We start from the raw sequence: 24,224 nt of genomic DNA, 5'->3' as shown, positions 1-24,224 counted from the left end.
GAGAGCGATATGGCAACGGTGGTGCTGACCGTGGTGGGTGGCGCGATTGCGGGGCCGATCGGCGCGACGCTGGGCGCGATGGCCGGGCGGGCGATCGACGACCAGCTGTTCACCGGGCCGCCGCGCGAAGGGCCGCGACTGCGCGAATTGCAGGTGCAGCTGTCCAGCTATGGCGCGGCGATCCCGAAGCTGTTCGGGACGATGCGGGTGGCGGGGACGGTGATCTGGGCGACCGACCTGCGCGAGGCGGGGACGACCAGTGGCAAGGGATCGTCGCGGGTGCGGCAATACAGCTATTCCGCGTCGTTCGCAGTGGCGCTGTCGGCACGGCCGATCCGGGGAATCGGGCGGATCTGGGCCGAGGGCAAGCTGTTGCGCGGGGCGGCGGGCGACTGGAAGACGCGGACCGGGTTCCGCTGGTATCCGGGGGATGAGGCGCAAGCGCCCGATCCGCTGATCGAGAGCATCGTCGGGATCGGCAACGCCCCGGCGCATCGTGGGCTGGCCTATGCCGTGTTCGAGGATCTGGCGCTGGCCGATTTCGGCAATCGGATTCCGTCGCTGACCTTCGAGGTCATGGCGGACGATGCGCCGGTACCGGTCGGGCGCATCGCCGAGGCGCTGGGCGATGGCGCGATCCGGGCGGAGACCGCCGGGCCGGTGCTGATCGGCTATGCCGCGAGCGGGGCGCGGGTGCGCGACGCGGTGGCGGCGCTGGTCGATCCGCTGGGCGGGTGGTATGCGCCCGACGGCGAGGGCACGCTGCTGCGGATCGGCGGCGGGCCGGTGCGAACGATCCGCGACGATGGCCCGGCAGGCGAAGCGCCCGAATGGCGGCGGCCGCCGACGACCCCGAGCGACGTCGCCATCGCCTATCACGATGTCGCGCGCGATTATCAGGCGGGCGTGCAGCAGGTGCTGCGGCCCGGCGGTGCGCGGAGCATGCTGCGGGTCGAGTTGCCGGCGGTGCTGGATGCGGCGGGTGCGGCGAAAATCGCGGGCGATATCGCCGCGCGCGCGGTGCTGGCGGGGGAGGTGCGGACGGTCGTGCTCGACTGGCGTGCGATCGATGTCGCACCGGGCGACCGGGTGACGATCGCGGGCGAGGCGGGATCGTGGCGGGTGCGACGGACCCGGATCGAGGCGATGCGGATGACCATCGAACTGGTGCGGATCGCGGCGGCGACCCTGCCGGCCCCGGCGGCGGTCGGGCAGCCGCGACTGGCGGCGGACGTGGTCGCGGGCCGGACGCGGCTGATGCTGGTCGAGCTGCCGGCCGACGCGGGCGACAGCGTGCCGGCGATTGCGGCGGCGGCGGCGGGAACGCAGGCGGGCTGGCGGCGGGCAATGTTGCTGACGGGCGACGATGCCGGTGGCTGGAGCGAGATCGGCGACAGCGCGGCACCGGCGGTGATCGGCACCGTCACCGTGCCGCCCGGACCGGCGAGTGCGCTGATCGAGGACCGGACGAATGGCGTCGAGGTCGCGTTGCTGCACGACGCGATGACGCTGACCGGGATCGATGCGGCGGCGATCGACCGTGGCGGCAATGCGGCGCTGATCGGCGACGAAATCGTGCAGTTCGCGCGGGCCGAGCGGATCGGGGCGGCACGCTGGCGGCTGTCGGGACTGTGGCGCGGTCGGCGTGGAACCGCGGCGGCGATGGCCGGGCACGTGGCGGGCGAGGCCTTCTTCCTGTTGGACGCAGCGACGCTGCGGCGGATCGACGAGCCTGTACCGGCGGTGGGACGAACGGTGACGGCGATGGCGGTGGGGATCGCCGCCGACGACGTCACCACCGCGACCATCGTTCCGGCAGGACGCGGGCTGGTGCCGCCCGCGCCGGTCCACCTGACGGCCGAGATGCGGGAGAATATGCTCGAATTGCGCTGGATACGGTGCGCGCGGGGTGTGGTGGCGTGGCGCGACGGCGTCGAGGTGCCGATCGGCGAGGAGCGCGAGGCGTATCGCGTCACGCTGGGCGGTACGCGGACCATCGAGATCGCCGAGCCGCTGCTGCGCGTCGCGCTGCCGACGATGCCGCTGACCATCGAGGTTCGCCAGATCGGCATTCATGGCCCGTCGGGCGCGGCGACGACAATCTATCGACCGGAGACGAGATGATGACCGAACAGACCAGCCGCCTGTCGCTGCCGCTGCTGCACGCCTCGCAGGCGCAGAAGGAAATGACGCACAACGAGGCGCTGACCCTGATCGACATGCTGTTGCATGGATGCGTCGCCGGGGTCGCGGAGGACACGCCGCCGACGAATGCGACGGTCGGAACCTGCTGGATCGTCGGGGCGATGCCGACCGGTGCATGGGCGGGGAAAGCGCGGCATCTCGCGGGGATGACGGCGGGCGGATGGCGGTTCGCAGGTCCGCGCGACGGCATGCGGCTCTGGTGGTCCGCCAGCGAAACGACCGTGGAGTTCCGCGGGGGTGCGTGGCGCATCGGCGACCTGCGCGGTACGCGATTGACGATCGACGGGGTGCCGGTGATTGGATCGCAACGCGCTGCCATCGCAGGCGCAGAGGGCGGTTCGGTCCGTGACGAAGAGGCGCGCAAGACGTTGTCGGCGGTGCTGGCGGCGCTGCGCGGGCATGGGCTGATCGCCACCTGATTCCGTTGTAATCGTGCAACACCGCAGATTTTGTGCGCTTGCGTGGAAACTAACGCTTCGATACTTGGTTTGCGCTGTCTGTAGGACAACTGTGAAAGGGGACTAGAATGCGGAAGCTTGCCGTCACATTGGCGCTCGCGACCACTGCGCTCGCAACTCCCGCCCTCGCCCGCGACAACGCGTGGTATGTGGGTGTGGAAGGCGGCGCAATGATCGTCGAAGATATCGACTATGATCTGACCACGCCGGCCGGTGGCGTTACCACCGTCGACAGCAACTATGGCTACGACGTCGGTGGCACCGTCGGTTACGATTTCGGTGCGCTGCGCATCGAAACCGAAGTTGCGTACAAGAGCGCAAGCGTCGACGAACTGCGTACCACCGGTTCGATCGCAACCGGCGCATCGACGTCGGTCGGCGCAGGCACGTATAGCGGCGGTGGCCGTACCTCGGCGCTGTCGTTCATGGCGAATGCCCTGCTCGACTTCGGCGATGACGATGCCATCAGCGGCTTCGTCGGCGGCGGTGCCGGTGTCGCGCGCGTCAAGGCGCACGATTATCGGGTGAACAACAACTTCGCGGCGCTCGATGATTCGGACACCGTGTTCGCATGGCAGGCTTTGGCGGGTATCCGTGCGCCGCTGAGCGAAAATGTCGATGTTTCGCTGAAGTATCGCTTCTTCAACGCCGATGACGTTCGCCTCGTGAACGTTCGTGGCGTCGGCTATGACGGTCGTTTCCGGTCGCACAGCCTGCTGGGTGGCCTGACCTTCAACTTCGGTGCGCCGACCCCGCCGCCGCCGGCTCCGCTGCCGCCGGAACCGGTTGCTCCGCCGCCGCCTGCTCCGGTGCCGGAACCGGTTGCGCCGGTCGTTACCTGCACCCCGGGACCGTACATCGTGTTCTTCGAATGGGATAAGTCGGACGTCACGCCGGAAGCGGCTGGCATTCTCGACAACGCCATCTCGAACTACCAGTCGTGCGGCAACGCCCAGGTGATGCTGGCAGGCTTCACCGACCGTTCGGGTTCGGCCCAGTACAACGTCGGTCTGTCGCAGCGTCGCGCTGATGCCGTCCGTGCGTACATGGAAGGCCGTGGCATCTCGGGTGGTACGATCTCGACCGAAGCGTTCGGTGAAGCGCGTCCGCGCGTCGAAACCGCCGATGGCGTCCGCGAACTGCAGAACCGTCGCGTGGAAATCACCTACGGTCCGGGTTCGGGCATGTAATTCAGCTTCTTCATCGAAGCAGAATTCTCGGAAGGGAGGTCGGGCAACCGGCCTCCCTTTTCGTTTGTGCGCCCTGGTTCGCGAGACCTTTGCGAACGTCCTTTATCGGTACCGGGAGAAGGCGTTGGCCCGCCAAGGTCGAACTCCATCACCTTTGGTTGCGCTTACCCTTCGCCGCCTTCAGCGTTTTTCCCTCGCCCGGCGGGAGAGGGAGGGAGTGGCGCAGCCGTGGAAAGGTGAGGGCGATCATATTCGATCGAAAGCGATTCCAAGGGGACGCCGGTACCCCACGAAAACGTCTTTCCGACTGGATCGAGGTCTCTGCCGGGGCGCAGCGGGGATCGGACTCGGTTCGGGACTTGCGCAAAGGTCTCGCCTGGCGAGGTACGGTCTGAATCAGGAGAGGGGCTATGGACGAGCGTGAAACCGCCTGCGCACCGGTCGAGGTGCCATCGGCGTTCGCCGCCGATGTCGCCGGCTATCGCTGGTCGCGGGACGGCGTCGGCGAGTCGGGGGCGACGATCTACCGGCTACACGGCAAAGCAGGCGTGCCCGAACGCTTCCTGAAACACGGCCATGGCACGGTTGCCGACGATATCGTCGATGAACTGGTCCGGTTACGCTGGCTGGCCGGCCGGATCGCGGTGCCGGCCCTCGTGCGTTGCGAGGCGACGGCCGATACGGCGTGGCTGTTGACGACGGCGCTGCCGGGACGCACGGCGTGGCAGATTCTCGACACCGAACCGGAGCGTGCCGACGAATTGGTCGATGCGCTGGTGGATTTCCTGCGGTCGTTCCATGCCATTCCGGTCAGCGACTGTCCGTTCGATAGCGGGCATGGCGTTCGACTTGCGGCGGCGCGTGCGCGGATCGATGCCGGGCTGGTCGACGAAGCCGATTTCGACGACGCGCGGCAGGGCTGGAGCGCCGGGCAGGTTTGGGACGCGATGGGGCGGTTGCTGCCGTTGTCGCCCGATGCGGTCGTGACCCATGGCGATTTCTCGCTCGACAATGTGCTGATCGACGGGGGGCGGGTGGTCGGCTGCATCGATTTAGGTCGGGTTGGGGTCGCGGATCGCTATCAGGATCTGGCGATCCTCGGCCATGGTCTGGACGAATTCGATGCGGCACTGACCCGGCGGATGTTCGACCGCTACGGCATCGCCAAGCCCGAGCAGCGCAAGATCGATTTTCATCTGCTGCTCGATGAACTGTTCTGACACGCGGTCAGGCCGGTTCGGCAAGGGCGGTGGCCAGCCAGTCGGGGCGGAGCGCCTCGCCGAGATCGTCGATCCGGCGATGTTCGACCGCCAGCCCGAGGGCTTCGTGGATGAAGCGGGTGCGCGGACCGGGGGTCACGGTCGGGACGACGACCAGCCGGCGGTTGACGGTCGAGCGATAGTTCATCCGCGCCGTATTTTCCTGTCCGACGTAGCAGCCCTTGGTAAAGCTGACCCCGTTCAGTTCGCGGGCGTTGCATTCGAGCCAGAGCGTCTGCCCGTCGCCCAGTTCGGCGCGGCCCTCGGTCACGCCATGGCGTAACCGATGCCCGGTCCAGCCGTGCGCCGGATCGCCCGGCGCGTCGATCCAGCGATAGCCGAGGCCGGCGAGCCGGGGATCGGGGATGCCGCGTCCGCCGCCGTACGACCAGTGCACGCCGGCATCGCTGCGCTCGATCGTTACCGTCCGTCGCAATCGGTACAGTGTCAGCCGTTTGGCGAGCGCATCGGCAGCGTCGGCTTCGCAATCGACGAGAATGGCGTCGTCGTCGGCCCACAGGAGGAAGTCGAACAGCACCTTGCCCTGCGCGCTCAGCAGCGCCGCCCATTGCGGGGTGTCGGGCGTGACCGCTGCCATGTCCTGCGTCACCAGCCCTTGTAGAAAGGGGCGTGCTTCGTCGCCCGCGATGCGCAGCACGGCGCGGCCGGCAAGCCAGGTTCCGGGGGTGGTAACGGTCATGGTCAACAGGTAGGACGGCCCACCCCCTGGCTACAAGAGGCGGCAATGGTGACCTTCGATACCAAGCTTACCGGTGGCACGGTCCACCTTCCCGGCGGCCCGGCGCGCGTCGATATCGGCATTACCGACGGCCGCATCGCCGGTATCGGTGTGGCGGGCGATGCCGGCGAGACGATCGACTGCACCGGGCTCGACATCCTGCCCGGCGTCATCGACACGCAGGTTCATTTCCGCGAGCCGGGACTGGAGCACAAGGAAGACCTTGCCAGCGGATCGATCGCGGCGGTGATGGGCGGGGTGACCGCGGTGTTCGAAATGCCGAACACCAAGCCGGCGACCGATACCGAGGAAGCGATCGCCGACAAGCTCGCCCGTGCAAAGGGGCGGATGTATTGCGATCACGCCTTCTATGTCGGGGCGACCGCGCGCAACGCGCATCATCTCGACGAACTGGAGCGGTTGCCGGGCACGGCCGGCGTCAAGATCTTCATGGGATCGTCGACCGGCGATTTGCTGGTGTCGGAGGATGACGATCTGCTGCGCGTGTTGCGATCGGGTCAGCGTCGCGTCGCGATCCATGCCGAGGACGAGATGCGGATGATCGCCCGCGAGGGCGAGCGGGTGAGCGGCGATCCGGCCTCGCACCCGGTGTGGCGCGACGACGAAAGCGCGCTGATCGCGACGACGCGCATCCTGCGGCTGGCGCGGGAAGCGGGGCGGCGGGTGCATGTGCTGCATGTGACGACGCCCGCCGAGCTGGAATTGCTGGGCGCGAACAAGGACATCGCGTCGTGCGAGGTAACGCCGCAGCATCTGACGCTTGCCGGAGAGGACGCCTATCCGCGGCTGGGCACCTATGCGCAGATGAACCCGCCGATCCGGTCGGGCGCGCATCGCGACGGGCTGTGGTTCTGGCTCAACCAGGGGGTGCCCGACGTGATCGGTTCGGACCATGCGCCGCATACGATCGAGGAAAAGGCGAAGCGTTATCCCGCGACGCCGAGCGGGATGCCGGGGGTGCAGACGCTGCTGCCGCTGTTGCTCAACCATGTCGCCGAAGGGCGGCTGATGCTGCCGCGGCTGATCGATCTCACCAGCGCCGGCGCGCAGCGGATTTTCGGGTTGGCGGGCAAGGGGCGGATCGCGTTCGGCTATGACGCCGATTTCACCGTCGTCGATCTGAAGCGGCGCTGGACGGTCGAGGAAAGCTGGCTGGCGTCGCGTGCCGGCTGGTCGCCGTTCACCGGCGATACGCTGACCGGGCGGCCGGTCGGGACCATCGTGCGCGGGCGGACCGCGATGTGGGAAGCGGAACTGGTCGGGGACGCGCTGGGCGCGCCGGTCCGGTTCGAATCGACCGCGTTTCGGGGCTGTTGAAGCGGGGAGGGCGATCGGGTCGGCGTCGCCCCGGACGTGATCCGGGGCGCTCCTGGTGGTTCCTCTACCCCGCGTCGTCGGTCGGGCTTTGCCCGCCGGCCGGGTTCGGGCGAGTCCGGCAGTTGCGGGCCGCCCTTTCCCTTAAAACGGCAGCCAACGCTGCTTTTCGCTGAACCGCATATAGCCGACATTCGCGCCGAGCCGCCAGCCGACGCCGAGGCGCACCGGAATCATGACCACATCGCCGCGCCGCAGGTAGCTCGCGGAAAAACCGCCGACGAAATAGGCGCGACCTTCGGCTGCCGGGAAGCGTTTGTACAGTTCCTGCGAATCATAGAGGTTGTAGACCAGCACGAAGACCTTGGTCGCATCGCCACCGACGTCGAACCCGACCGACGGTCCGGTCCAATAGACCGGGCGCTGCCCTTCGACGCGGTGGTTCATGATCCCCGAGCCATAGCGCAGGCCGACGACGAACGCGCCCGCCGCTTCGCGTCCGGCGATATAGGCGTTGGGCTTGCCCTGATCCTTCAAGATGTTTTCGAGGATGCCGGCCAGCCCCTCGGCACCGCGGCCGAACACGCCCTCCGCCGCACCGATCAGGTCGTCGCGTTCGAACGTGTCGTTGGCGGTGCTGGTCGCGGTGCTGCTGGGCGGGGTCTGGCTGACCGGCGGCTGGTCCTGCGCGGGCTGGACCGGTTCCTGCCGATAGGCCGGCAGCACGTCGCTGCGCGGCGTCGGCTGCGGTTGCGGCGCGGGTGCCAGATCGCCGTCGATCGCGTCATTGGGGTCGACGGTGCGCACCTGTGCGTGGGCAGGGATCGCTATCAACAACAGCGGTGCCATCCACCCGATCAACCGTTTCATCACGCTACTCCCCGCATGCAAGCCCGTCGGCGTACGATAGCGGCCAAGCGCCTGTCCCTGCAATGAACGCGCGTTCGATCGGCCGTCAATTACGTTCAACGTAGGAGTTGATCGCGGCGGAAACCCTCGTTATAGGCCCCCTCTCCAAGGCGCAACGCGCTTGGGAGACGTGGGTGAGTGGCTGAAACCAGCGGTTTGCTAAACCGCCGTAGGGGGATTACTCCTACCGAGGGTTCGAATCCCTCCGTCTCCGCCAATTTTGGCTTGGTTGATCGGCTCGACGCGGTCGTCTACTCCATCTTACCAATTAGCTCGGCATAGCGACAGTCGCGTTGCGGCATATGCGGACGGCTTCGCATGCCATATGCATCAGTTCCGGCGCGGAAAGGGCTGATTACCGGGTCCGAAGCACGGTTCGTCCGTCCGCTTCGTGATCCTCCACAATCGGAAGAAAATGGTGCTGCCGGTGAGGATTGAACTCACGACCTCAGCCTTACCAAGGATGCGCTCTACCACTGAGCTACGGCAGCACTCCGAGCCGGGGGAAACCCTCGGCGGCGGGAGGGGCCTATGTGCAGCCATTGGCCGGGATGTCAAGCGACGGTTGTCGAATTGGCCGCGAAAAGCGTAGAAAGCGCGGATGAACGACGACGAACGCAAGGCGCGGCTGGCACACGCACTCCGCCAGAACCTCCGACGCCGGAAAGGGCAGGCGCGGGAGCTGAACGATTCGCCGCCTTCCGTTGAACCGAATACGTCACCGCAGCAGTAGTTCCTGCCGGGCAGGCGCGTTGACCGCGTCGACGTGGATCGGCACGCTTGCCGCAATGAGGAATGGGAGAGGTGTCATGCGTCGCTGGTGGGTGCTGCTGGTCGCATTGCTGGTCGGACAGGGTGCGTGGGCGTCGTCCCTGCCGCCGTCCGGATCGCCGGTCGCGGTGCATGGGCGATTGGCCGTCAAAGGCAATCGGGTCGTCGATGCGCAGGGCAAGCCTTATGCGGTGCAGGGCATGTCGCTGTTCTGGAGCCAGTGGCAGCCGCGATACTATGACGCCGCGACGATCCACTGGCTGGTCCGCGACTGGCACGTAACGGCGGTACGGGCGGCGATCGGGGCGCAGTCGGGCGGCTATGACAAGCAACCCGATGTCGAAACCAGGCGGGCCGAGACGGTGATCGACGCGGCGATCGCGAAGGGGATCTATGTCGTGGTCGACTGGCACGCGCATCAACCGCGCGCCGACGATGCGGTGACCTTCTTCACCCATATCGCCCGCAAATATCGCGGCGTCCCCAACCTGATCTACGAACCCTATAACGAGCCGCTGCCCGAACATGGCTGGACCAGGGTGCTCAAACCCTATCACATCCGCGTGATCGGAGCGATCCGGGCGATCGACCCGGGCGCGTTCGTCGTGGCGGGCACGCGGAGCTGGTCGCAGGATGTGGACGAAGCGGCGGCCGATCCGCTGCCCTTCGCCAATGTCGCCTACACGCTGCATTTCTACGCCGCGACCCATAAGGCCGAGTTGCGGGCCAAGGCCGATCTGGCGATGCGGCGGGGCATCGCCCTGTTCGTCACCGAATATGGCACGACCGCCGCCAATGGCGATGCGCCGATCGACGCGGCGGAAACGCGCACCTGGTGGGAATGGTGCGCGAGGAACGGCATCAGCTATCTGAACTGGTCGGTCGCGAACAAGGACGAGGCTTCGGCGATCCTGAAGCCCGGGACACAGGCGGTGGCGGGATGGCCTGCCGGCGATCTGACCGAATCGGGGCGGCTGGTGCGGGGGCATTTGCGCACGCTTCGCTGACGGCGGCTTTCGTCGCGGTGCGGCGCATGGCATGGACGCGGGCATGACCGATCCCCGCCCGCTCGCCTATCGTCACACGCCCGGTGCCGGCCCGACGATCCTGTTCCTGCCCGGCTATGCGTCCGACATGACTGGAACCAAGGCGCTGGCGATCGAAGCATGGGCCAAGGCGCGGGGGCAGGCGTTCCTGCGCTTCGACTATGCCGGATGCGGCGAGAGCCCCGGCGTGTTCGAGGAACAGACCCTGGCGGGCTGGGTCGACGATGCGCTGGCGATGATCGACTTGTGCGTCGACGGGCCGGTGGTGCTGGTCGGATCGTCGATGGGCGGCTGGATCGCGCTGCTGGCGGCGCGCGCCCGGCCGGAGCGGATCGTCGGGCTGGTCGGCATCGCGCCCGCGCCCGACTTCACCGACTGGGGCTTTTCGCAGGCCGAGAAGATGGCGATGCTGACGCAGGGGCGGATCGAGCGGCCATCGCCCTATGCCGATACGCCGACCGTGTTCACCCGCGCCTTCTGGTCGTCGGGGGAGGCGAACCGGCTGATGCACGGTGAGGTGCCGATCGACGTGCCGGTGCGGCTGGTCCAGGGACAGCGCGATGCCGATGTGCCGTGGGAACGTGCGGTCCACCTCGCATCGCGGCTTCGTTCAGCCGATGTGCAGACGGTGCTGGTCAAGGATGGCGACCATCGCCTGTCGCGCGACGGTGATATCGCGCTGATCCTGCGCGCCATCGAGGATGTGTTGAACTGATGCTGTCGCCGTTGCTGTTCCTCGCCCTGCAAGCCGCCGCCGGACCGCAGCTTCCAGCCGGGGCGACGCCCGAGGCCCGGTACGACCAGTGCGTCGATGCCGCGACGACGACGCCGGACGTGGCGGAGCGGATCGCGGGACAATGGCGGCTGGCCGGGGGCGGCTTCCTTGCCCGCCAATGCCTCGGCATGAGCTATGCCACACGGCAGAAGTGGAGCGCGGCGGCCGAGGCGTTCGAACAGGCCGCGCGCGAGGCGGAGGTGGCGAAGGACGTCCGTGCCGCCAATTACTGGGCACAGGCCGGCAATGCGCGACTGGCCGATGGCGATACGATCGCGGCAGGCGCGGCGCTGGACGCGGCGCTGGCCAGCGGGGCGCTGACCGGACTGGCGCGGGGCGAGGCGCAGCTCGACCGGGCGCGGATACGGGTCGCGGCGGGCGATCTGGCGGGTGCGCGCGGCGACATCGACCGCGCACTGAAGGATGCGCCGGCCGATCCGCTGGCGTGGCTGTTGTCGGCGACGCTGGCGCGGCGGACCAGCGATCTGGCCCGGGCGCGAACCGATATCGCCGAAGCGGTGCGGCGGTCGGCCGACGACCCGTCGGTACAGCTGGAGCTGGGCAATATCGCCGGGCTGTCGGGGGATGCCAAGGCGGCGCGCGCGGCATTCGAGGCGGTTCAGCGGCTCGCCCCCGACAGCGCCCAGGCAAAGGCGGCATCGGCCGCGCTCGACACCCTGCCGCCGGCCTGAGGCGGTTGCGGCGATGCGACGGCGACCCGATATCCGGGTTCGAACCAACGGAGCCGTCGATGACCCGCTATCTCCATACCATGATCCGGGTGACCGACCCGGACGCCACGATCGCCTTTTTCGACATGCTGGGCCTGAACGAGGTCCGGCGCATGGACAGCGAAAAGGGGCGGTTCACGCTGATCTTCCTCGCCGCGCCAGGGCAGGAGGGCGTGGCCGAGGTCGAGCTGACCCATAATTGGGACCCGGAGCCATATGGCGGCGGGCGCAATTTCGGCCATCTGGCGTTCCGCGTCGACGATATTTATGCGACGTGCCAGCGGCTGATGGACGCCGGGGTGACGATCAACCGCCCGCCGCGCGATGGGCATATGGCGTTCGTGAAGACGCCCGACGGCATCTCGATCGAACTGTTGCAGGACGGGTCGCTGCCCGCCGCCGAACCCTGGGCATCGATGCCCAATGTGGGGACGTGGTGATGGAGGTCGTCCGCGTCCCCGTCCTGTCGGACAATTATGCGTGGCTGCTGCACGACGACGCGAGCGGCGAGACGGTAGCGATCGATCCGGGCGAGGGCCAGAAGCTGCTCGACGCGGCGGCCGCGCGCGGCTGGACGATAGGCGCGATCTGGAACACGCATTGGCATCCCGATCATGTCGGCGGCAATGCGGCGATCAAGGCGGCGACCGGCGCGGGGGTGACCGGGCCGGAGGCAGAGCGGGCGACGATCGCCGACCTCGACCGTGGTGTCGGCGAAGGCGCGATGCTGTCGGTCGGTAACGCGCAGGCGACGGTGTGGTCGGTGCCGGGGCATACTGCGGGGCATATCGCATTCCATTTCGCCGACGACGCGCTGCTGTTCACCGGCGACACGCTGTTCGCGATGGGCTGTGGTCGCCTGTTCGAAGGGACGGCGGCCGACATGTTCGGCAATATGCGGCGCTATGCCGGCCTGCCCCCCGAAACGCGGGTCTATTGCGGGCACGAATATACGCTGTCGAACGGGCGGTATGCGCTGGTCGCCGAGCCGGACAATGCAGCGATCGTCGAGCGGATGCAGGCGGTCGAGGCGATGCGTGACAAGGGCGAGGCGACGGTGCCGACCACGATCGGTGCGGAACTCGCCACCAATCCGTTTATGCGTAGCGGCTCGGTCGAGGAACTGGCACGGCACCGCGCGGCGAAGGATGCGTTCTGACCGGATAAGGAGAGGCGGCATGAAGCGATTGGCATGGACGGCGGCGCTGCTGTTGGGCGCGTGTGCGACCCCGCAGCAACAGGCGGAGATGCAGGCGAAGGGCGACCGGCTGCTTGCCAAGACGCTGGAAGGGCGGGTCGCGGGCAAGCCCGAAAACTGCCTGCCGACCGGATTCATCGACGGTCCGCAGATCGTCGGCGATTCGTTGATCTATCGGCAGAGCGGCAAGCGGTTGTGGCGTAGCCAGGTCCGCGATCGCTGCCCGTTCCTGCGCGACGATCAGATCGTGGTGTCGATCCTGTACGGGACCAATGTGTGCCGCAACGACCGGTTCCGGCTGATCGATCGCGGGGTATCGATCCCGTCGGGCGACTGCACGTTCGGCGACTTCGTGCCGTACGACAAGGTCGGGTGAGACGTGCGAGGCCGGGTGCCATGAGCAACCCGTTCTCGACGGACGCTTCTCGACAGGCTCGAAGCTGCTCGAACCGAACGGAGAGACGGGCGGGTTCCCGGCCACCCCGTTCAGTTCGAGCTTGTCGAGAACCTCTTACAGCACGTAGCGGCTCAAATCCGTGTTTCGCGCGATGCTGGCCAGCTGTTTGTCGACATAGGCGGCGTCGATCGTCACCGCCTGTCCCGCGCGGTCCTCGGCGTCGAAGCTGACTTCCTCCAGCAGCTTTTCCATCACCGTCTGCAGGCGGCGGGCACCGATATTCTCCACCTCGGCATTCACCTCGGCGGCGATGCGGGCGACGGCGGCGATGCCGTCGTCGGTGAAGTCGATGCCGACCTGTTCGGTCGCCAGCAGCGCGCGATACTGGGCGGGCAACGACGCCTTGGTATCCGATAGGATCGCAACGAAATCGGCCTCGGTCAGCCCCTTCAGCTCGACCCGGATCGGCAGGCGACCCTGTAGTTCGGGCAGCAGGTCGCTGGGCTTGGCGACGTGGAACGCACCACTGGCGATGAAGAGGACGTGGTCGGTCTTCATCGGGCCGTATTTGGTGGCGACCGTCGTCCCCTCGATCAGCGGCAGCAGATCGCGCTGCACGCCTTCGCGGCTGATCGATCCGCCGCCGCGCCCGTCGCTGACCGCGATCTTGTCGATCTCGTCGAGGAAGACGATGCCGTTCGCCTCGGCATCGGCCAGCGCGACGCGGCTGACCTCGTCCTGGTCGAGCCGCTTGTCGGCCTCTTCCTCGACCAGCTTGTCCCATGCGGCGCGGACGGTCAGCTTGCGGCGCTTTTGCTGGCCGCCGCCGAACGCCTTGCCCATCATTTCGGACAGGTTGATCATCTGCGGCGCGGCACCGGGGATCTCGAACGGCATCTGCGGCGCGGCGTCGAGTTCGAGTTCGACCTCCTTGTCATCAAGATGGCCGTCCGCGAAGCGTTGGCGAAAGGCTTCGCGGGTCGCCTCGCTGGCACCCTTGCCGGTCAGCGCGTCGAGCAGGCGCGCCATCGCCGCTTCCTCGGCCTTGTCCTTCACCGCGACGCGGCGGCGTTCGCGCTCCAGCCGGATCGCTTCCTCGACCAGGTCGCGGGCGATCTGTTCGACGTCGCGGCCGACATAGCCGACCTCGGTGAACTTGGTCGCCTCGACCTTCACGAACGGCGCGTCGGCCAGCTTCGCCAGACGGCGGCTGATCTCGGTCTTGCCGCAGCCGGTGGGTCCGATCATCAGGATGTTCTTCGGACTGACCTCGTCGCGCAGGTCGGGGCTGAGCTGCTGGCGACGCCAGCGGTTGCGCAGCGCCACGGCGACGGCACGCTTGGCGTCCTGCTGGCCGATGATATGCGCGTCGAGCGCGGCGACGATCGCCTTGGGCGTCAGATTGTCTTGCATGGGATGTCCGTCAGTTCGCGCTGTCGAGCGCTTCGAGTGTGACACGATCGTTGGTGTAGACGCAGAGTTCGGCGGCGATGGCGAGCGCCTTGCGCGCGACCTTTTCCGCGTCGCCTTCATAATCGGACAGCGCGCGGGCGGCGGCGAGGGCGAAATTGCCGCCCGAACCGATCGCGGCGATGCCGGCTTCGGGTTCGAGCACGTCGCCATTGCCGGTGACGACCAGCGTCACGTCCTTGTCGGCGACGATCAGCATCGCTTCGAGATTGCGGAGGAACTTGTCGGTGCGCCAGTCCTTGGCCAGTTCGACCGCGGCGCGCAGCAGCTGGCCCTGATGGCGTTCCAGCTTCGCTTCCAGCCGTTCGAACAGGGTGAAGGCGTCGGCGGTGGCGCCGGCGAAGCCCGCGATCACCTTGCCATCGCCCAGCGGGCGGACCTTGCGCGCGTTGGGTTTCATGACCGTCTGTCCGGCCGAAACCTGCCCATCCCCCGCGATCACCACCCGACCGCCGCGACGCACGGATACAATGGTGGTGCCGTGCCACACCGTCTCTTTGCTCATGGGCGCGGATATGGGGAAGCTGAAAGCCGGCGCAAGCTCCTCCCCATTCATGGGGAGGGGGACCAGCCGCAGGCTGGTGGAGGGGGTGGGCCGCGCAACGCAACGGTTCCGGATGCGGACACCCCCCTCCACCAGCTTCGCTGGTCCCCCTCCCCGCGGAGCGGGGAGGATTTTAGCGTTCTACACCCTTCGCCTTCCCCCATGCCCTTGCGGCGGTGTACCCCAGGTATCCGGTGCCGAAGAGCGCATATAATTCCTCCGGGATGCCGCGCAGATAGGCGGTCATGCCGCGGGCGATGCCGGCGGCCATGTCGGGCTGGACCGCCGAGATCAGGCCCATCGGAATCGACCAGAGCAACAGCGCATACATGACGTAGAGGAAGCCGGGACGGGCGCGCGAGGTCCAAGGGTCGGTCGACTGCGCCTCCGCGACGATCGCCGCGAGTTGCGCCTTTACCCGGTCGAGATCGGCGGTCGATTCCAGTTTAAGCAGTTCCAGCTTGGCGGCGTCGCGCGCGCGGGGGTCGGGGATCAGCTTGTCGAGCAGCGCCGCGATCGGCGCGATCAGGGTGTTGAGCATGGATGTTCCTGTCGTCGGAAGTTGCCAAAGGTGACACGGATCAGGTGGTGCGATGCGCCAGCCAGCCGTATAGAAAGGCTTCGTTGGCGGGGCGCGTTTCGGCGAGGCGGAGATAGCGTTCGCCTTGCAAGGCGTTAATTGCCTTTACCAATACCGTCTCCGCCGTCGGGCCGCGCGTGGCGAGGAGGGCATCCAGCGCCTGCAACGTTTTCGTGCCGATGTTGCCATCGACCGCGATATCGGCCCAGTCGCGCTGCGCGCGGTTCAGGGCGTTGAGCACGCGTTGCAGGAAGGTCGCGGCGACCGCCGGTCCCATGTTGACGCCGGTATCGAACAATTCGGCGGCGAGGACGGGGGCGCGCAGCGCGACGCGGTCGAAGGCCGGGGCCTGCCAGTAGCGGTGACGGTAGAAGATGGCGGCGGCGGCGCGCGGCAGTTCGCGGATCGGCCCGGTATAACCTTCGGCGCGAGCGACGGCCTGGGTGATGCCGAACCGGGTCGGACCGCCGCGATCGGCGGGGTGGTCGACATAGCCGCCTTCGCGGTCGATGACGTCTTCGATCAATTGGGTCGCGTCCATATGGTCCTCCTGTTGGAGGTGGAACGTAACCAGAACGGTTCGTTGTAGGAAAGCCGGGGTGTCGGCCTATGGCCGATCGACCTTCAGTAAGGGTTCGACCGCTCCCCTCCCTGACAAGGGAGGGGCTGGGGGTGGGTAGGTTTGGGGCTGGCGTAACGCTCCCTCGCGGGCCGACCCACCCCCGACCCCTCCCTTGTCAGGGAGGGGAGAAGTTTGCTGGCCTGACAGTTGAAGGTCGATCGGTCCTAGCTGAACAACGCGTCGCGGCGGTGGCTGGCGGCGATTTCGGCCGGGGTCGGATGCCGCAGCACCGCGATCATATCGGCGTCGGGCGACCAGCGGATCAGCCCGGCTTCGGCGAATTGCCCCAGCCAATAGTCCATGCACCACCGTCCCCAGCGCGCGCGGAAGCGGGTGGCGTTGCGCAGGATCGCGTCGAATTGATGCAGCGGCGGAACATGGACCGCGTGATGCTGGTGCCACGCGACCGCGCCGCCGACCCATGCCATCGGCACGCCCGCCGCCGCCAGCGCCCATGCGAAGTCGGTCTCCTCGCCGCCATAGCCGACATAGCCGGTGTCCATGCCGCCCGCCGCCTCCCATGCGCTGCGCGGCAGGGCGAAGGACAGGCCCCATAGCTCGCCATGGCTGGGCACCGGGCGGACTTCGTCATCGGCGAGCGCCGGTTTGGCGGGGTGGCGGACCGCCTGCGCCGGATCGACCGTGCCGGGCGGCAGGTAGCGGACCTCGCCCAGGTAACAGGCGGGACGATCGTCGAGCACCGTGGCATAGCGGGCTACCAGCGACGGCGACGGGATGCAGTCGACGTCGAGGAAGATCAGGCTATCGCCGCGCGCTGCCAACGCCGCCGCATTGCGCGCCTCGGCCAGCGGCATCGGGTCGCCGGGCACGAACACTTCGCGCACCGGCACACCCGGATCGGGCAGGTCGGCGGGGGCGGCATCCTGCATATAGGCGATGACCAGTTCGTCGGGGGCGCGGGTCTGTGCGGCGATGCCCGTCAACAGGTTGGCGAGGTGCGCGGTCCGCCCGCGCACCAGCGTGCAGACCGAGATCACGCCGACAGGCGCTGCTGGACCGGCTGCGGCTGCGCCCGGAAATGGGCGACCCCCTCCATGATCCCGAAGGCATAGCCGCGCCGTGCGACATAGCTGTGGGCGAGGTCGGGGCGCTGGGCGAGGCCGTCCGAATAATTGCCGACGATGATCGCATGGGCGCAGGCGCGCAGCATTTCGACGTCGTTGCCGCTGTCGCCGGCGACGATCACCTGATCGCGGCGCATCCCCGCGCGCCGGCGGACATACTCGACCGCCGTCCCCTTCGACGCGGCGAGCGGCAGGATGTCGAGATAGCGGCCATGGCTGTGGATCACCGACGCCGCGAAGCCGGCATCGGCGAGCAGGTCGCGGACCCGCTGCGCGATGTCGGTTTCGCCGGCGGTGAAGTAGCTCAATTTATGGCTGCGCTGTTCGAGCGGGCTTTGCGGGCACAGGTCGGACCGGGCGGCGAGCAGCGCGCCGATCGCCGCCCGGTCCCAGCCGGCGTCGATCGTCGCCGTCCAGCTATCGTCGCGGACATAGATGCCGCCATGGGCACGGTGATAGATTTCGGAGCCGACCGAGGTGATCATGACGGCGGGCGGCGCGACCTGATTCTGGGCGAGGATCGCCAGCGCGCTGTGCAGGCTGCGCCCGGTGGCGATGCCGAACAGCATGTCGTGCTGGTCGCCGTGCCACAGGTTGAACGCCTGCGCCGCTTCGGATTCGCCCAGCAGCGTATTGTCGATGTCGGAGACCAGCAGCAGCCGCGGGGCCTCCGCGACCGGGGCGGGCGGGGCGATCACCGCCTGCGCCAGTTCGGCATAGCGCGCGACATGACCATCCCAGTCGTACAGCTCGGCGGCGGTCGCGCCGGCGCGCGAATAGCGGTCCCACAGCGCATCGTCGGACAGGATGGTCAGCATCGCGTGCCCGATCGCTTGGGCATCGCGGGGGTCGACGAGGATGCCGTTGCCGCACCCTTCGATGATGTCGTTCGGCCCGCCGCTGTCGGTCGCGACCAGCGGCAGGCCCGATGCCGCCGCCTCCAGCAGCGTCAGTCCGAAGGGTTCGTTCAGCGCCGGATTGACGAAAATGCCGCGCCGCGCGCGGGCATGGGCATAGATGGCGGGGACTTCGTGCGGGGCGTGCGTCTTGGGGATCGCGACCGATCCGTACAGGTCGTAGCGGTCGATCAGCGCGAACAGTTCGGCCATGTTGCCGGCCAGTTCGGGTTCGAGGCTGCGCGGATCGTCGCGGGTGCCGGCGACGATCACCAGATTGGCGGCGGTCTGAAGCGCGGGGCAACGGCCATAGGCATGGACCAGTGCGGCAAGGTTCTTCTTGCTGACCGGCCGGGCGAGCGCGAGGATCACCGGCTTCGACGGATCGGCGAGGAAGCGGTCGATCCGCGCATCGACCATCGGATCGGTACAGGTGCCCGCGAACATCGCCAGATCGCTGCCCGGCGGGATGATGCGGATGCGGCCGGGATCATAGCTGGCATAGCCGGCATATTGCACCTCCGCCTCGTCGCGGGACGAGGCGATGATCGCGTCGGCATCGGCGATCGCGCGGTCCTCGATGGCGATGCGGCGCTCCAGCCCCTGCGTCTCGGCACAGTCGGTGCCGAAGGCGATGCGCTTGACCCGCCCCAGCGAATGGGCGGTGAAGAGATAGGGGATGCCCAGCCGCGCCTTGACCGCCGCCGCCACCGCGCCGGCATCGGCATAATGGGCGTGGATCAGGTCGGGGCGAGCGTCCAGCCCCTCGATATGCGCGACCAGCGCGTCGACCATGCTGTCCTGTTCGCCCCACAGGGCTTCCTTGGGCAGATAGGCGTCGCTGGCCGAGCGCAGGCGGACGATCCGCGTCGTGTCGTCGATCGGCTCCACCGCGCGCCAATAGCCATCGCCGAGCGCGCCGCCGCGAAAGGCGCGGGTGACGATCTCGGTCCGGGTGATCGCGTCGTTCCGACCCGTCGCGGCAACAAGATCAAGGAGGTAGCGGATGTGGCCGCCGGTGTCGGCGGTGACGCCATATTCCACCTCGTGCGCACGAAGACAGCCCTGAAGCGCGAGGTGGAGGATGAACATTACGGAACTTTCCCGTTAAAAAATACGGACTTGTGCCCGTCCTCACAGGAACCGTTCGGCTTTCGCTTGGTTCCGGTGGGCGATGGTATCCCCGCTTCGGATCGCGCAGATCGCCCCCGTCATCTACCCCACGCCACCGGGCAGGACGGGCGGGACCGAACGTGTCGTGTCCGATCTGACCGAGGCGTTGATGGCGATGGGTCATCACGTGACGCTGATCGCTCCCAGCGACAGCATCACCACCGCCCGCCACCTGTCGGCGCATCCCAGCCTGCAGGCGTTGCAGGCGTATCACGGGCCGGTCGCGCCGGGCGTGCCCGCCGCGCTGGAAGCGGCGCAACTGGGACTGCTGGCGCAGCATCTGCACGAGTTCGACATCGTCCATTGCCATGGCGAGTTCGCCCATGCCGCGGTGCTCGGCAAGCGGATCGGGCAGAGCGTGACGACGGTCCACTGGCGGCTGGACGAGCTCGACCGCAAGCTGTTCTTCCACAGCTTTCCCGAATTGCCGGTCGTCGCGATCTCGGCGGCGCAGGCGCGCGACCTGCCGCGCGCCAACCGCGCGGGGGTGGTGCATCACGGCATTCCGGCCGAGCGGTTCTCGGCCGGTCCGGGCGGGCCGGGGGTCGCGTTTATCGGGCGGATGACCGACCAGAAGCGGCCCGATGTCGCAATCCGCGTCGCGCGCGTGGCCGGGCGACCGATCCGGCTGGCCGGCGGCATCGATGTCGGCAATCCGCGCTATTTTGACGAACGGGTCGCACCGTTGCTGGGCGACGATGCCGACCATGTCGGCGAGGTCGACGACCGCGGCAAACAGGCCTTGCTGGGCGAAGCGGCGGCGCTGTTGTTCCCGATCGACTGGCCCGAACCCTTCGGACTGGTGATGATCGAGGCGATGGCCTGCGGCACGCCGGTGATCGCATGGGATCGCGGCAGCGTGCGCGAGGTCGTCGACCACGGCGTCACCGGCTTCGTCGTGAAGAACGAGGAGGAGGCGGTCGCGGCGCTGGCGCGGATCGACACGCTCGACCGGGCGAAGGTGCGCGAACGGTTCGAGGCGCGCTTCACCGCGACCCGCATGGCGGAGGAATATGTGGCGCTGTACCGGCAACGGATCGCGCTGGCGCATGGGGCGGTGGCGTGAGGGTCGGACTCATCAGTTGGGCCTATCCCCCCGAAAAGAGCGGCCTGTCGCGCGCGGCGCAGGAGATCGCGCAGGCGCTGGCCGAGGCGGGACATGACGTCCGCGTCGTGACGATGGACCGCCGCGACCGCAGCATGGACGGCGCGGTCGAGGTGATCGGCGCGCAGGTCGATGGCTGGCTGGCCCGGTTGCGGCGCTGGCCCGGCATCGGCCATGCGTGCGGCCCGGCGATGATCGCGCGGACGGTGCGGCGGCTGCATGCCGAGCGCCCGTTCGACGTGGTCGAGGCGACCAACTGGTATGCGCCGGGGCTGTGGGTCGCGCTGACCGGGCCGGTGCCGCTGGTCACCCGCAATTCGACGCCGGTCGCGACCAGCGCCGCCAAGCCCCGCACCCTGCGCGACCGGATCGACCGCTGGGCGGCGGTGGCACTGGAGGCGCTGTCGGCGCGGCAGTCCGCCGGGCTGATTTCCAATACCGAAGCGCATGGTGCGAAGGTCGCGGCGCTGTACGGCACGGTGCCGCCGGGGCCGGGCCATGCCGTGATCGGGCTGAGCCTGCCGCCCGCGATCGTGGCGGCGGGACAGGCCGCGCCCTATCCGCCGGGCAATGCCGTGCTGCGCATGTTGTTCGTCGGGCGCAACGAACCGCGCAAAGGAACCGATGCGCTGATCGGCGCGCTGCCCGCGCTGGCGGCGGAGGCCGATGCCGGCACGCTGCCCGATTTCCGGCTGACGATGATCGGGCTGCATCGCCACGAACTCGACCGGTTGCCACCGGCGGCGCTTCGGCGGATCGATGTCCATCACCGGGTCGAGGACGATGCGCTCCACGCCGCGCTGGCGGCGGCGGATATCGTCGTCGCGCCGTCGCGCTACGAGAGTTTCGGGCTGGTCTATCAGGAGGCGATGACGTTCGGCCGGCCGATCGCGGCGTGCGGCGAGGATCCGAGCGCGAGGCTGTTCGTCGGCGGCAGTGGCGCGGGATTGCTGGCGCAGGATTGCACGGCCATCGCGCTGGGCGCGGTCTTGTGGCGGATGCTGCGCGATGATGCGCTGCGGCTGGCGCTGTCGGCGGCGGCGCGGGTGGCGGCGGGGCGGTTCACCCGCGCCGGCCTCGCGGCGGAGACGGCGGCGGCCTATGTCGTGGCGGCGAACGGGCGGAGCAGGGCGGCCTCGTCGCTCGGGCGGCCGGCACCGGTCGACATGGCTTCGTAAACGCGCGACCGTTCGAGGACGCGTGACCGGCTAAGAAAATGGTCGATCGCCCCGGCCAGCGCGAGCGAGGTGCGTTCGAACGCCACCACCGGGCGTTCATGGACGATGCCGGCGAAGCGGACCTCGGCCCGGTTCAGCCGGTACTGGATGTCGGGCCACAGCGCCGATTGCATACCATCGACGCGGTTGCGGCGCGGCAAGCCTAGCGACTGCAGCCCGTCGCGATCAGCCGCTGCGGTGAGCCAGCCAAGGGACGCCGGCAGCGCGGCATCGGGCCGTTCGTCGGTATCGAGTTGCAGCACCCAGCCGGTCGCCAATGCTTGTACCCGGTTGCGTTGCGCGGCGAAGTCGCCGCCTAGCGGATGGGCGACGATCCGCGCCCATGGCACCCGTCCGGCCAGCGCCGCCGCGTCGTCGACCGTGCCGTCGAGCAGGACGATCGCGCGGGGAAAATCGGAGCGCAACCCCGTCAGCATCGCCGCGACCCCGTCGGCTTCGCTGGCGCGCGCGATCATGCCGAGCGTCACGGCATGCGGCTGCGGTGTCGCAGGTTTACCGTCGACCAGTCCCACCGCCCATGCGGCATTGCGACGGGCATGGGGGGACAGCGCGAATTCGCGTTCGGGCGTGCAGCCGCGCAGATGGTCGGCGATCGCGTCGCGTAACCGCACGGCGTCGAAATCAAGATCGGCGACCGCCAGACCGCAATGGGTGCATTCGGGCAGCGCGCGGTCGTGCCAGTTGGCGTTGCCGCAGATCGGGCAGCGTGGCCAATCCTGATTCATCCCATCCGCCCCCTTGCGTTGCTGCGTCGGGGAACGCACGACGTCGCGTGGCGGTTCGGAGGATTGATGCGGGAAACGACCAACGACACGATCATCGTCGCAGGCGCGACCGGCGACCTTGGCGGCCGGATCGCGAAGGCGGCCGTTGCGCGCGGCGCGAAGGTGCGCGCGCTGGTTCGCCCCGGGACGGCGCCCGATCGGCTAGCGGCACTGGAAGCGATCGGGGCCGAACCCTGTCCGGTCGATTTCGACGATGCGCAGGCGCTGGCCCATGCCTGTCGCGGGGTGTTGTGCGTGGTATCGGCGCTGAACGGGCTGGGCGAGACGATTCTGGATACCCAGACACGGTTGCTCGATGCGGCGCTGGGCGGCGGGGCGGCGCGGTTCATCCCGTCCGATTTCTCGATCGATTATCGCGCGCTGCCGACCGGCACCAACCGCAATTTCGATCTGCGCCGCGCGTTCCGCACCCGGATCGACACCGCGCCGATCATGGCGACGTCGATCTTCAACGGCGCATTCGCCGATATGCTCAACGGACAGATGCCGTTGATCCAGCGGCGGGTGCGGCGGGTGCTGTACTGGGGCGATGCCGACACGAAGTTCGCGCTGACGACCAAAGACGATGTCGCCGCCTATACCGCCGCCGCCGCGCTCGACCCCGCCGCGCCGCGCGACCTGCATATCGCGGGGGCTGAGGTCAGCGCGCGCGATCTGGCGGCGTTGATGGGCGAGGTGACGGGGCGGCCCTATGGTCTGCTGCGCGCCGGATCGCTGGCGGCGCTGTCGCGGATGATCGGGGTGACGCGCCGGTTGTTCCCCGCGCGCGATCAGGTGTTTCCGGCGTGGCAGGGGATGCAGTATCTCCACAATATGTTCGACGGTCGCGCACCGTCGGCGCCGGTGGATAACGGGCGGTATGACGTGGCGTGGACGCCGTTGCGCGAGGTGGTGGCGCAGGGATGATCCTATCCCCCTGCGCGGGGGTCACCGCGTTGCGTGTGGATCGAACCGCTCCAGCGGCAACACCATCCCCGCGACCACGAACCAGCTGCGGTCGACCGTCGCCGCCACCGCCTGATTGAGCCGCCCCGCCGCGTCGCGGAACCGGCGGCCGAGGGGGTGGTCGGGGACGATGCCCATGCCGACCTCGTTGCTGACCAGCAGCACCGGATGTGCCGCGCGGCCGATCGCGGCGAGTAGGTCGGTGGTGTAGCGGTCGATAGCATGGTCTCCCAGCATCAGGTTCGACAGCCACAGCGTCAGGCAATCGACCAGCACCGGCCCCGTCGCCGCATCGATCGCGCTGGCCAGATCGATCGGGCATTCGACCGTTTGCCATCCCGGCCCGCGATCGGCACGGTGGCGGGCGATGCGGTCGGTCATCTCCTCGTCCCACGGCTCCGCCGTGGCGAGGTAGGTCCATGGCCCCGGCAACGCCTCGCACGCCTGCTGCGCCAGCCGGCTCTTTCCCGATCGGGCACCGCCCACGAACAGGGTTGTCGTCGCCATCTTGTCCTGCGCTTCGATGCGCTTTAAGGGCGCGGATGCGACAGGTTCCCAGAAACGGGATGAAAAGGGAACCCGGAAGCGCGTTTTAGACGCGTCATCCGGGGCTGCCCCCGCAACTGTGACCGGCGAGCCTTGCTCCTCCGCGTGCCACTGGACTTCGGTCCGGGAAGGCCGGGCAAGGCGACGACCCGGAAGCCAGGAGACCTGCCCGTCGCGGTTGTCCTTCGCGCGGACGGGGTGTGCCGGGCGATCGAGGGTTTC

At 68.3% G+C, this 24,224-nt stretch carries 24 protein-coding genes, 2 tRNA genes and 1 riboswitch; of the genes, 15 read left to right on the top strand and 11 right to left on the bottom strand.

Annotated elements, in window-relative coordinates:
- The first annotated feature begins 9 nt into the window (after window positions 1–9).
- The 4 genes from ASE50_RS14960 to ASE50_RS14945 all read left to right on the top strand — a co-directional run bounded on the left by ASE50_RS14960 (window position 10) and on the right by ASE50_RS14945 (window position 5,073).
- Window positions 10–2,124 carry a phage tail protein gene (locus ASE50_RS14960; RefSeq protein ID WP_056402246.1) on the top strand — a complete coding sequence of 705 codons (2,115 nt, stop codon included), beginning with the start codon at window positions 10–12 and terminating at the stop codon, window positions 2,122–2,124.
- Window positions 2,124–2,624 carry a DUF2793 domain-containing protein gene (locus ASE50_RS14955; RefSeq protein ID WP_235512379.1) on the top strand — a complete coding sequence of 167 codons (501 nt, stop codon included), beginning with the start codon at window positions 2,124–2,126 and terminating at the stop codon, window positions 2,622–2,624. The genes ASE50_RS14960 and ASE50_RS14955 overlap by 1 nt, the downstream gene beginning before the upstream one ends.
- A gap of 107 nt (window positions 2,625–2,731) precedes the next feature.
- The gene (locus ASE50_RS14950; RefSeq protein ID WP_056402241.1) at window positions 2,732–3,853 is read left to right on the top strand and encodes an OmpA family protein; all 1,122 of its coding nucleotides are present in this window, start codon (window positions 2,732–2,734) and stop codon (window positions 3,851–3,853) included.
- 410 nt (window positions 3,854–4,263) lie between these two features.
- Window positions 4,264–5,073, top strand: coding sequence for an APH(3')-I family aminoglycoside O-phosphotransferase (locus tag ASE50_RS14945; RefSeq protein ID WP_056402240.1), 810 nt, complete (start codon window positions 4,264–4,266; stop codon window positions 5,071–5,073).
- Window positions 5,074–5,080: 7 nt separating this feature from the next.
- Here the strand turns inward: ASE50_RS14945 and ASE50_RS14940 are convergent, their stop codons facing one another.
- The gene (locus ASE50_RS14940; protein WP_056402237.1) at window positions 5,081–5,812 is read right to left on the bottom strand and encodes a YgfZ/GcvT domain-containing protein; all 732 of its coding nucleotides are present in this window, start codon (window positions 5,810–5,812) and stop codon (window positions 5,081–5,083) included.
- Window positions 5,813–5,857: 45 nt separating this feature from the next.
- On the opposite strand from ASE50_RS14940, the gene ASE50_RS14935 reads away from it, so the two are divergent.
- Entirely contained in the window at window positions 5,858–7,189 is a 1,332-nt protein-coding gene (locus ASE50_RS14935) for a dihydroorotase (RefSeq protein WP_056402232.1), read from the top strand.
- A gap of 141 nt (window positions 7,190–7,330) precedes the next feature.
- Here the strand turns inward: ASE50_RS14935 and ASE50_RS14930 are convergent, their stop codons facing one another.
- Window positions 7,331–8,056 (bottom strand): DUF1134 domain-containing protein, encoded by a 726-nt coding sequence (locus ASE50_RS14930; protein ID WP_056402228.1) that lies wholly within the window; start codon window positions 8,054–8,056, stop codon window positions 7,331–7,333.
- A gap of 163 nt (window positions 8,057–8,219) precedes the next feature.
- Here ASE50_RS14930 and ASE50_RS14925 point away from each other — a divergent pair.
- Window positions 8,220–8,312, top strand: a tRNA-Ser gene (locus tag ASE50_RS14925).
- A 199-nt stretch (window positions 8,313–8,511) separates the two neighbouring features.
- Here ASE50_RS14925 and ASE50_RS14920 read toward each other — a convergent pair.
- Window positions 8,512–8,586 (bottom strand) — tRNA-Thr (locus ASE50_RS14920).
- 318 nt (window positions 8,587–8,904) lie between these two features.
- Between ASE50_RS14920 and ASE50_RS14915 the strand changes: the two genes are divergently transcribed.
- Genes ASE50_RS14915 through ASE50_RS14890 form a run of 6 tightly spaced genes read left to right on the top strand, consistent with a single transcriptional unit; the run spans window position 8,905 to window position 12,992 of the window.
- On the top strand, window positions 8,905–9,873 hold the full coding sequence (locus ASE50_RS14915; RefSeq protein WP_056402224.1) for a glycoside hydrolase family 5 protein: 969 nt from the start codon (window positions 8,905–8,907) through the stop codon (window positions 9,871–9,873).
- A gap of 43 nt (window positions 9,874–9,916) precedes the next feature.
- Entirely contained in the window at window positions 9,917–10,627 is a 711-nt protein-coding gene (locus ASE50_RS14910) for an alpha/beta hydrolase (RefSeq protein WP_056402535.1), read from the top strand.
- Window positions 10,627–11,379: a tetratricopeptide repeat protein gene (locus ASE50_RS14905; RefSeq protein WP_056402221.1), complete on the top strand. Its 753-nt coding sequence runs from the start codon at window positions 10,627–10,629 to the stop codon at window positions 11,377–11,379. Before ASE50_RS14910 ends, ASE50_RS14905 begins: the two co-directional genes overlap by 1 nt.
- A gap of 59 nt (window positions 11,380–11,438) precedes the next feature.
- Window positions 11,439–11,858 (top strand): VOC family protein, encoded by a 420-nt coding sequence (locus tag ASE50_RS14900; RefSeq protein WP_056402218.1) that lies wholly within the window; start codon window positions 11,439–11,441, stop codon window positions 11,856–11,858.
- Entirely contained in the window at window positions 11,855–12,577 is a 723-nt protein-coding gene (gloB, locus tag ASE50_RS14895) for a hydroxyacylglutathione hydrolase (protein ID WP_056402532.1), read from the top strand. The genes ASE50_RS14900 and gloB overlap by 4 nt, the downstream gene beginning before the upstream one ends.
- A 19-nt stretch (window positions 12,578–12,596) precedes the next feature.
- Complete coding sequence (locus ASE50_RS14890; RefSeq protein ID WP_056402216.1) at window positions 12,597–12,992, top strand: hypothetical protein; 396 nt, start codon at window positions 12,597–12,599, stop codon at window positions 12,990–12,992.
- A 135-nt stretch (window positions 12,993–13,127) separates the two neighbouring features.
- Here ASE50_RS14890 and hslU read toward each other — a convergent pair whose 3' ends face one another.
- From hslU to ASE50_RS14860, 6 genes are all read right to left on the bottom strand, one after another.
- Window positions 13,128–14,426: an ATP-dependent protease ATPase subunit HslU gene (gene hslU / locus ASE50_RS14885; RefSeq protein WP_056402213.1), complete on the bottom strand. Its 1,299-nt coding sequence runs from the start codon at window positions 14,424–14,426 to the stop codon at window positions 13,128–13,130.
- A 10-nt stretch (window positions 14,427–14,436) separates the two neighbouring features.
- Window positions 14,437–14,988 carry an ATP-dependent protease subunit HslV gene (gene hslV, locus ASE50_RS14880; protein ID WP_055757729.1) on the bottom strand — a complete coding sequence of 184 codons (552 nt, stop codon included), beginning with the start codon at window positions 14,986–14,988 and terminating at the stop codon, window positions 14,437–14,439.
- A 172-nt stretch (window positions 14,989–15,160) separates the two neighbouring features.
- Window positions 15,161–15,568 (bottom strand): holin family protein, encoded by a 408-nt coding sequence (locus ASE50_RS14875; RefSeq protein WP_056402211.1) that lies wholly within the window; start codon window positions 15,566–15,568, stop codon window positions 15,161–15,163.
- A 40-nt stretch (window positions 15,569–15,608) separates the two neighbouring features.
- The gene (locus ASE50_RS14870) at window positions 15,609–16,148 is read right to left on the bottom strand and encodes a glycoside hydrolase family 108 protein (protein ID WP_056402208.1); all 540 of its coding nucleotides are present in this window, start codon (window positions 16,146–16,148) and stop codon (window positions 15,609–15,611) included.
- A 245-nt stretch (window positions 16,149–16,393) separates the two neighbouring features.
- Window positions 16,394–17,227 (bottom strand): glycosyltransferase family 2 protein, encoded by an 834-nt coding sequence (locus ASE50_RS14865; protein WP_200909557.1) that lies wholly within the window; start codon window positions 17,225–17,227, stop codon window positions 16,394–16,396.
- On the bottom strand, window positions 17,224–19,302 hold the full coding sequence (locus ASE50_RS14860; protein ID WP_056402206.1) for an HAD-IIB family hydrolase: 2,079 nt from the start codon (window positions 19,300–19,302) through the stop codon (window positions 17,224–17,226). The genes ASE50_RS14865 and ASE50_RS14860 overlap by 4 nt, the downstream gene beginning before the upstream one ends.
- A gap of 82 nt (window positions 19,303–19,384) precedes the next feature.
- Between ASE50_RS14860 and ASE50_RS14855 the strand changes: the two genes are divergently transcribed.
- Window positions 19,385–20,449 carry a glycosyltransferase family 4 protein gene (locus ASE50_RS14855; protein WP_056402203.1) on the top strand — a complete coding sequence of 355 codons (1,065 nt, stop codon included), beginning with the start codon at window positions 19,385–19,387 and terminating at the stop codon, window positions 20,447–20,449.
- Window positions 20,446–21,666, top strand: a complete 1,221-nt coding sequence (locus ASE50_RS14850) for a glycosyltransferase family 4 protein (protein ID WP_056402199.1) — start codon at window positions 20,446–20,448, stop codon at window positions 21,664–21,666. Before ASE50_RS14855 ends, ASE50_RS14850 begins: the two co-directional genes overlap by 4 nt.
- On the opposite strand, the gene ASE50_RS14845 is transcribed toward ASE50_RS14850, so the two are convergent.
- Window positions 21,588–22,451, bottom strand: a complete 864-nt coding sequence (locus ASE50_RS14845) for a hypothetical protein (protein WP_056402196.1) — start codon at window positions 22,449–22,451, stop codon at window positions 21,588–21,590. The genes ASE50_RS14850 and ASE50_RS14845 overlap by 79 nt on opposite strands.
- Before the next feature lie 66 nt (window positions 22,452–22,517).
- On the opposite strand from ASE50_RS14845, the gene ASE50_RS14840 reads away from it, so the two are divergent.
- Complete coding sequence (locus ASE50_RS14840; RefSeq protein WP_056402194.1) at window positions 22,518–23,417, top strand: NmrA family NAD(P)-binding protein; 900 nt, start codon at window positions 22,518–22,520, stop codon at window positions 23,415–23,417.
- Window positions 23,418–23,438: 21 nt separating this feature from the next.
- Here the strand turns inward: ASE50_RS14840 and cobU are convergent, their stop codons facing one another.
- Window positions 23,439–23,963, bottom strand: a complete 525-nt coding sequence (gene cobU / locus ASE50_RS14835) for a bifunctional adenosylcobinamide kinase/adenosylcobinamide-phosphate guanylyltransferase (protein ID WP_056402191.1) — start codon at window positions 23,961–23,963, stop codon at window positions 23,439–23,441.
- Between the two features lie 25 nt (window positions 23,964–23,988).
- Window positions 23,989–24,190: riboswitch (cobalamin riboswitch) on the top strand.
- Window positions 24,191–24,224: the final 34 nt, after the last annotated feature.

Source organism: Sphingomonas sp. Leaf5 (assembly GCF_001421155.1).
Lineage (GTDB): Bacteria > Pseudomonadota > Alphaproteobacteria > Sphingomonadales > Sphingomonadaceae > Sphingomonas.
The sequence above is the reverse complement of the archived record's forward strand: the minus strand, read 5'-3'. Positions and strand labels throughout refer to the sequence as shown.

Excerpts from the sequence above, each read along its gene's own strand:
- cobU (WP_056402191.1), bottom strand. The coding sequence starts at position 23,963 with ATGGCGACGACAACCCTGTTCGTGGGCGGTGCCCGATCGGGAAAGAGC.
- ASE50_RS14855 (WP_056402203.1), top strand. The coding sequence starts at position 19,385 with ATGGTATCCCCGCTTCGGATCGCGCAGATCGCCCCCGTCATCTACCCC.
- ASE50_RS14940 (WP_056402237.1), bottom strand. The coding sequence starts at position 5,812 with ATGACCGTTACCACCCCCGGAACCTGGCTTGCCGGCCGCGCCGTGCTG.
- ASE50_RS14960 (WP_056402246.1), top strand. The coding sequence starts at position 10 with ATGGCAACGGTGGTGCTGACCGTGGTGGGTGGCGCGATTGCGGGGCCG.
- ASE50_RS14875 (WP_056402211.1), bottom strand. The coding sequence starts at position 15,568 with ATGCTCAACACCCTGATCGCGCCGATCGCGGCGCTGCTCGACAAGCTG.
- ASE50_RS14870 (WP_056402208.1), bottom strand. The coding sequence starts at position 16,148 with ATGGACGCGACCCAATTGATCGAAGACGTCATCGACCGCGAAGGCGGC.
- ASE50_RS14945 (WP_056402240.1), top strand. The coding sequence starts at position 4,264 with ATGGACGAGCGTGAAACCGCCTGCGCACCGGTCGAGGTGCCATCGGCG.
- hslV (WP_055757729.1), bottom strand. The coding sequence starts at position 14,988 with ATGAGCAAAGAGACGGTGTGGCACGGCACCACCATTGTATCCGTGCGT.
- ASE50_RS14915 (WP_056402224.1), top strand. The coding sequence starts at position 8,905 with ATGCGTCGCTGGTGGGTGCTGCTGGTCGCATTGCTGGTCGGACAGGGT.
- ASE50_RS14955 (WP_235512379.1), top strand. The coding sequence starts at position 2,124 with ATGACCGAACAGACCAGCCGCCTGTCGCTGCCGCTGCTGCACGCCTCG.
- ASE50_RS14905 (WP_056402221.1), top strand. The coding sequence starts at position 10,627 with ATGCTGTCGCCGTTGCTGTTCCTCGCCCTGCAAGCCGCCGCCGGACCG.
- ASE50_RS14890 (WP_056402216.1), top strand. The coding sequence starts at position 12,597 with ATGAAGCGATTGGCATGGACGGCGGCGCTGCTGTTGGGCGCGTGTGCG.
- hslU (WP_056402213.1), bottom strand. The coding sequence starts at position 14,426 with ATGCAAGACAATCTGACGCCCAAGGCGATCGTCGCCGCGCTCGACGCG.
- ASE50_RS14860 (WP_056402206.1), bottom strand. The coding sequence starts at position 19,302 with ATGTTCATCCTCCACCTCGCGCTTCAGGGCTGTCTTCGTGCGCACGAG.
- ASE50_RS14840 (WP_056402194.1), top strand. The coding sequence starts at position 22,518 with ATGCGGGAAACGACCAACGACACGATCATCGTCGCAGGCGCGACCGGC.
- ASE50_RS14910 (WP_056402535.1), top strand. The coding sequence starts at position 9,917 with ATGACCGATCCCCGCCCGCTCGCCTATCGTCACACGCCCGGTGCCGGC.
- ASE50_RS14900 (WP_056402218.1), top strand. The coding sequence starts at position 11,439 with ATGACCCGCTATCTCCATACCATGATCCGGGTGACCGACCCGGACGCC.
- ASE50_RS14950 (WP_056402241.1), top strand. The coding sequence starts at position 2,732 with ATGCGGAAGCTTGCCGTCACATTGGCGCTCGCGACCACTGCGCTCGCA.
- ASE50_RS14930 (WP_056402228.1), bottom strand. The coding sequence starts at position 8,056 with ATGAAACGGTTGATCGGGTGGATGGCACCGCTGTTGTTGATAGCGATC.
- ASE50_RS14935 (WP_056402232.1), top strand. The coding sequence starts at position 5,858 with ATGGTGACCTTCGATACCAAGCTTACCGGTGGCACGGTCCACCTTCCC.
- ASE50_RS14845 (WP_056402196.1), bottom strand. The coding sequence starts at position 22,451 with ATGAATCAGGATTGGCCACGCTGCCCGATCTGCGGCAACGCCAACTGG.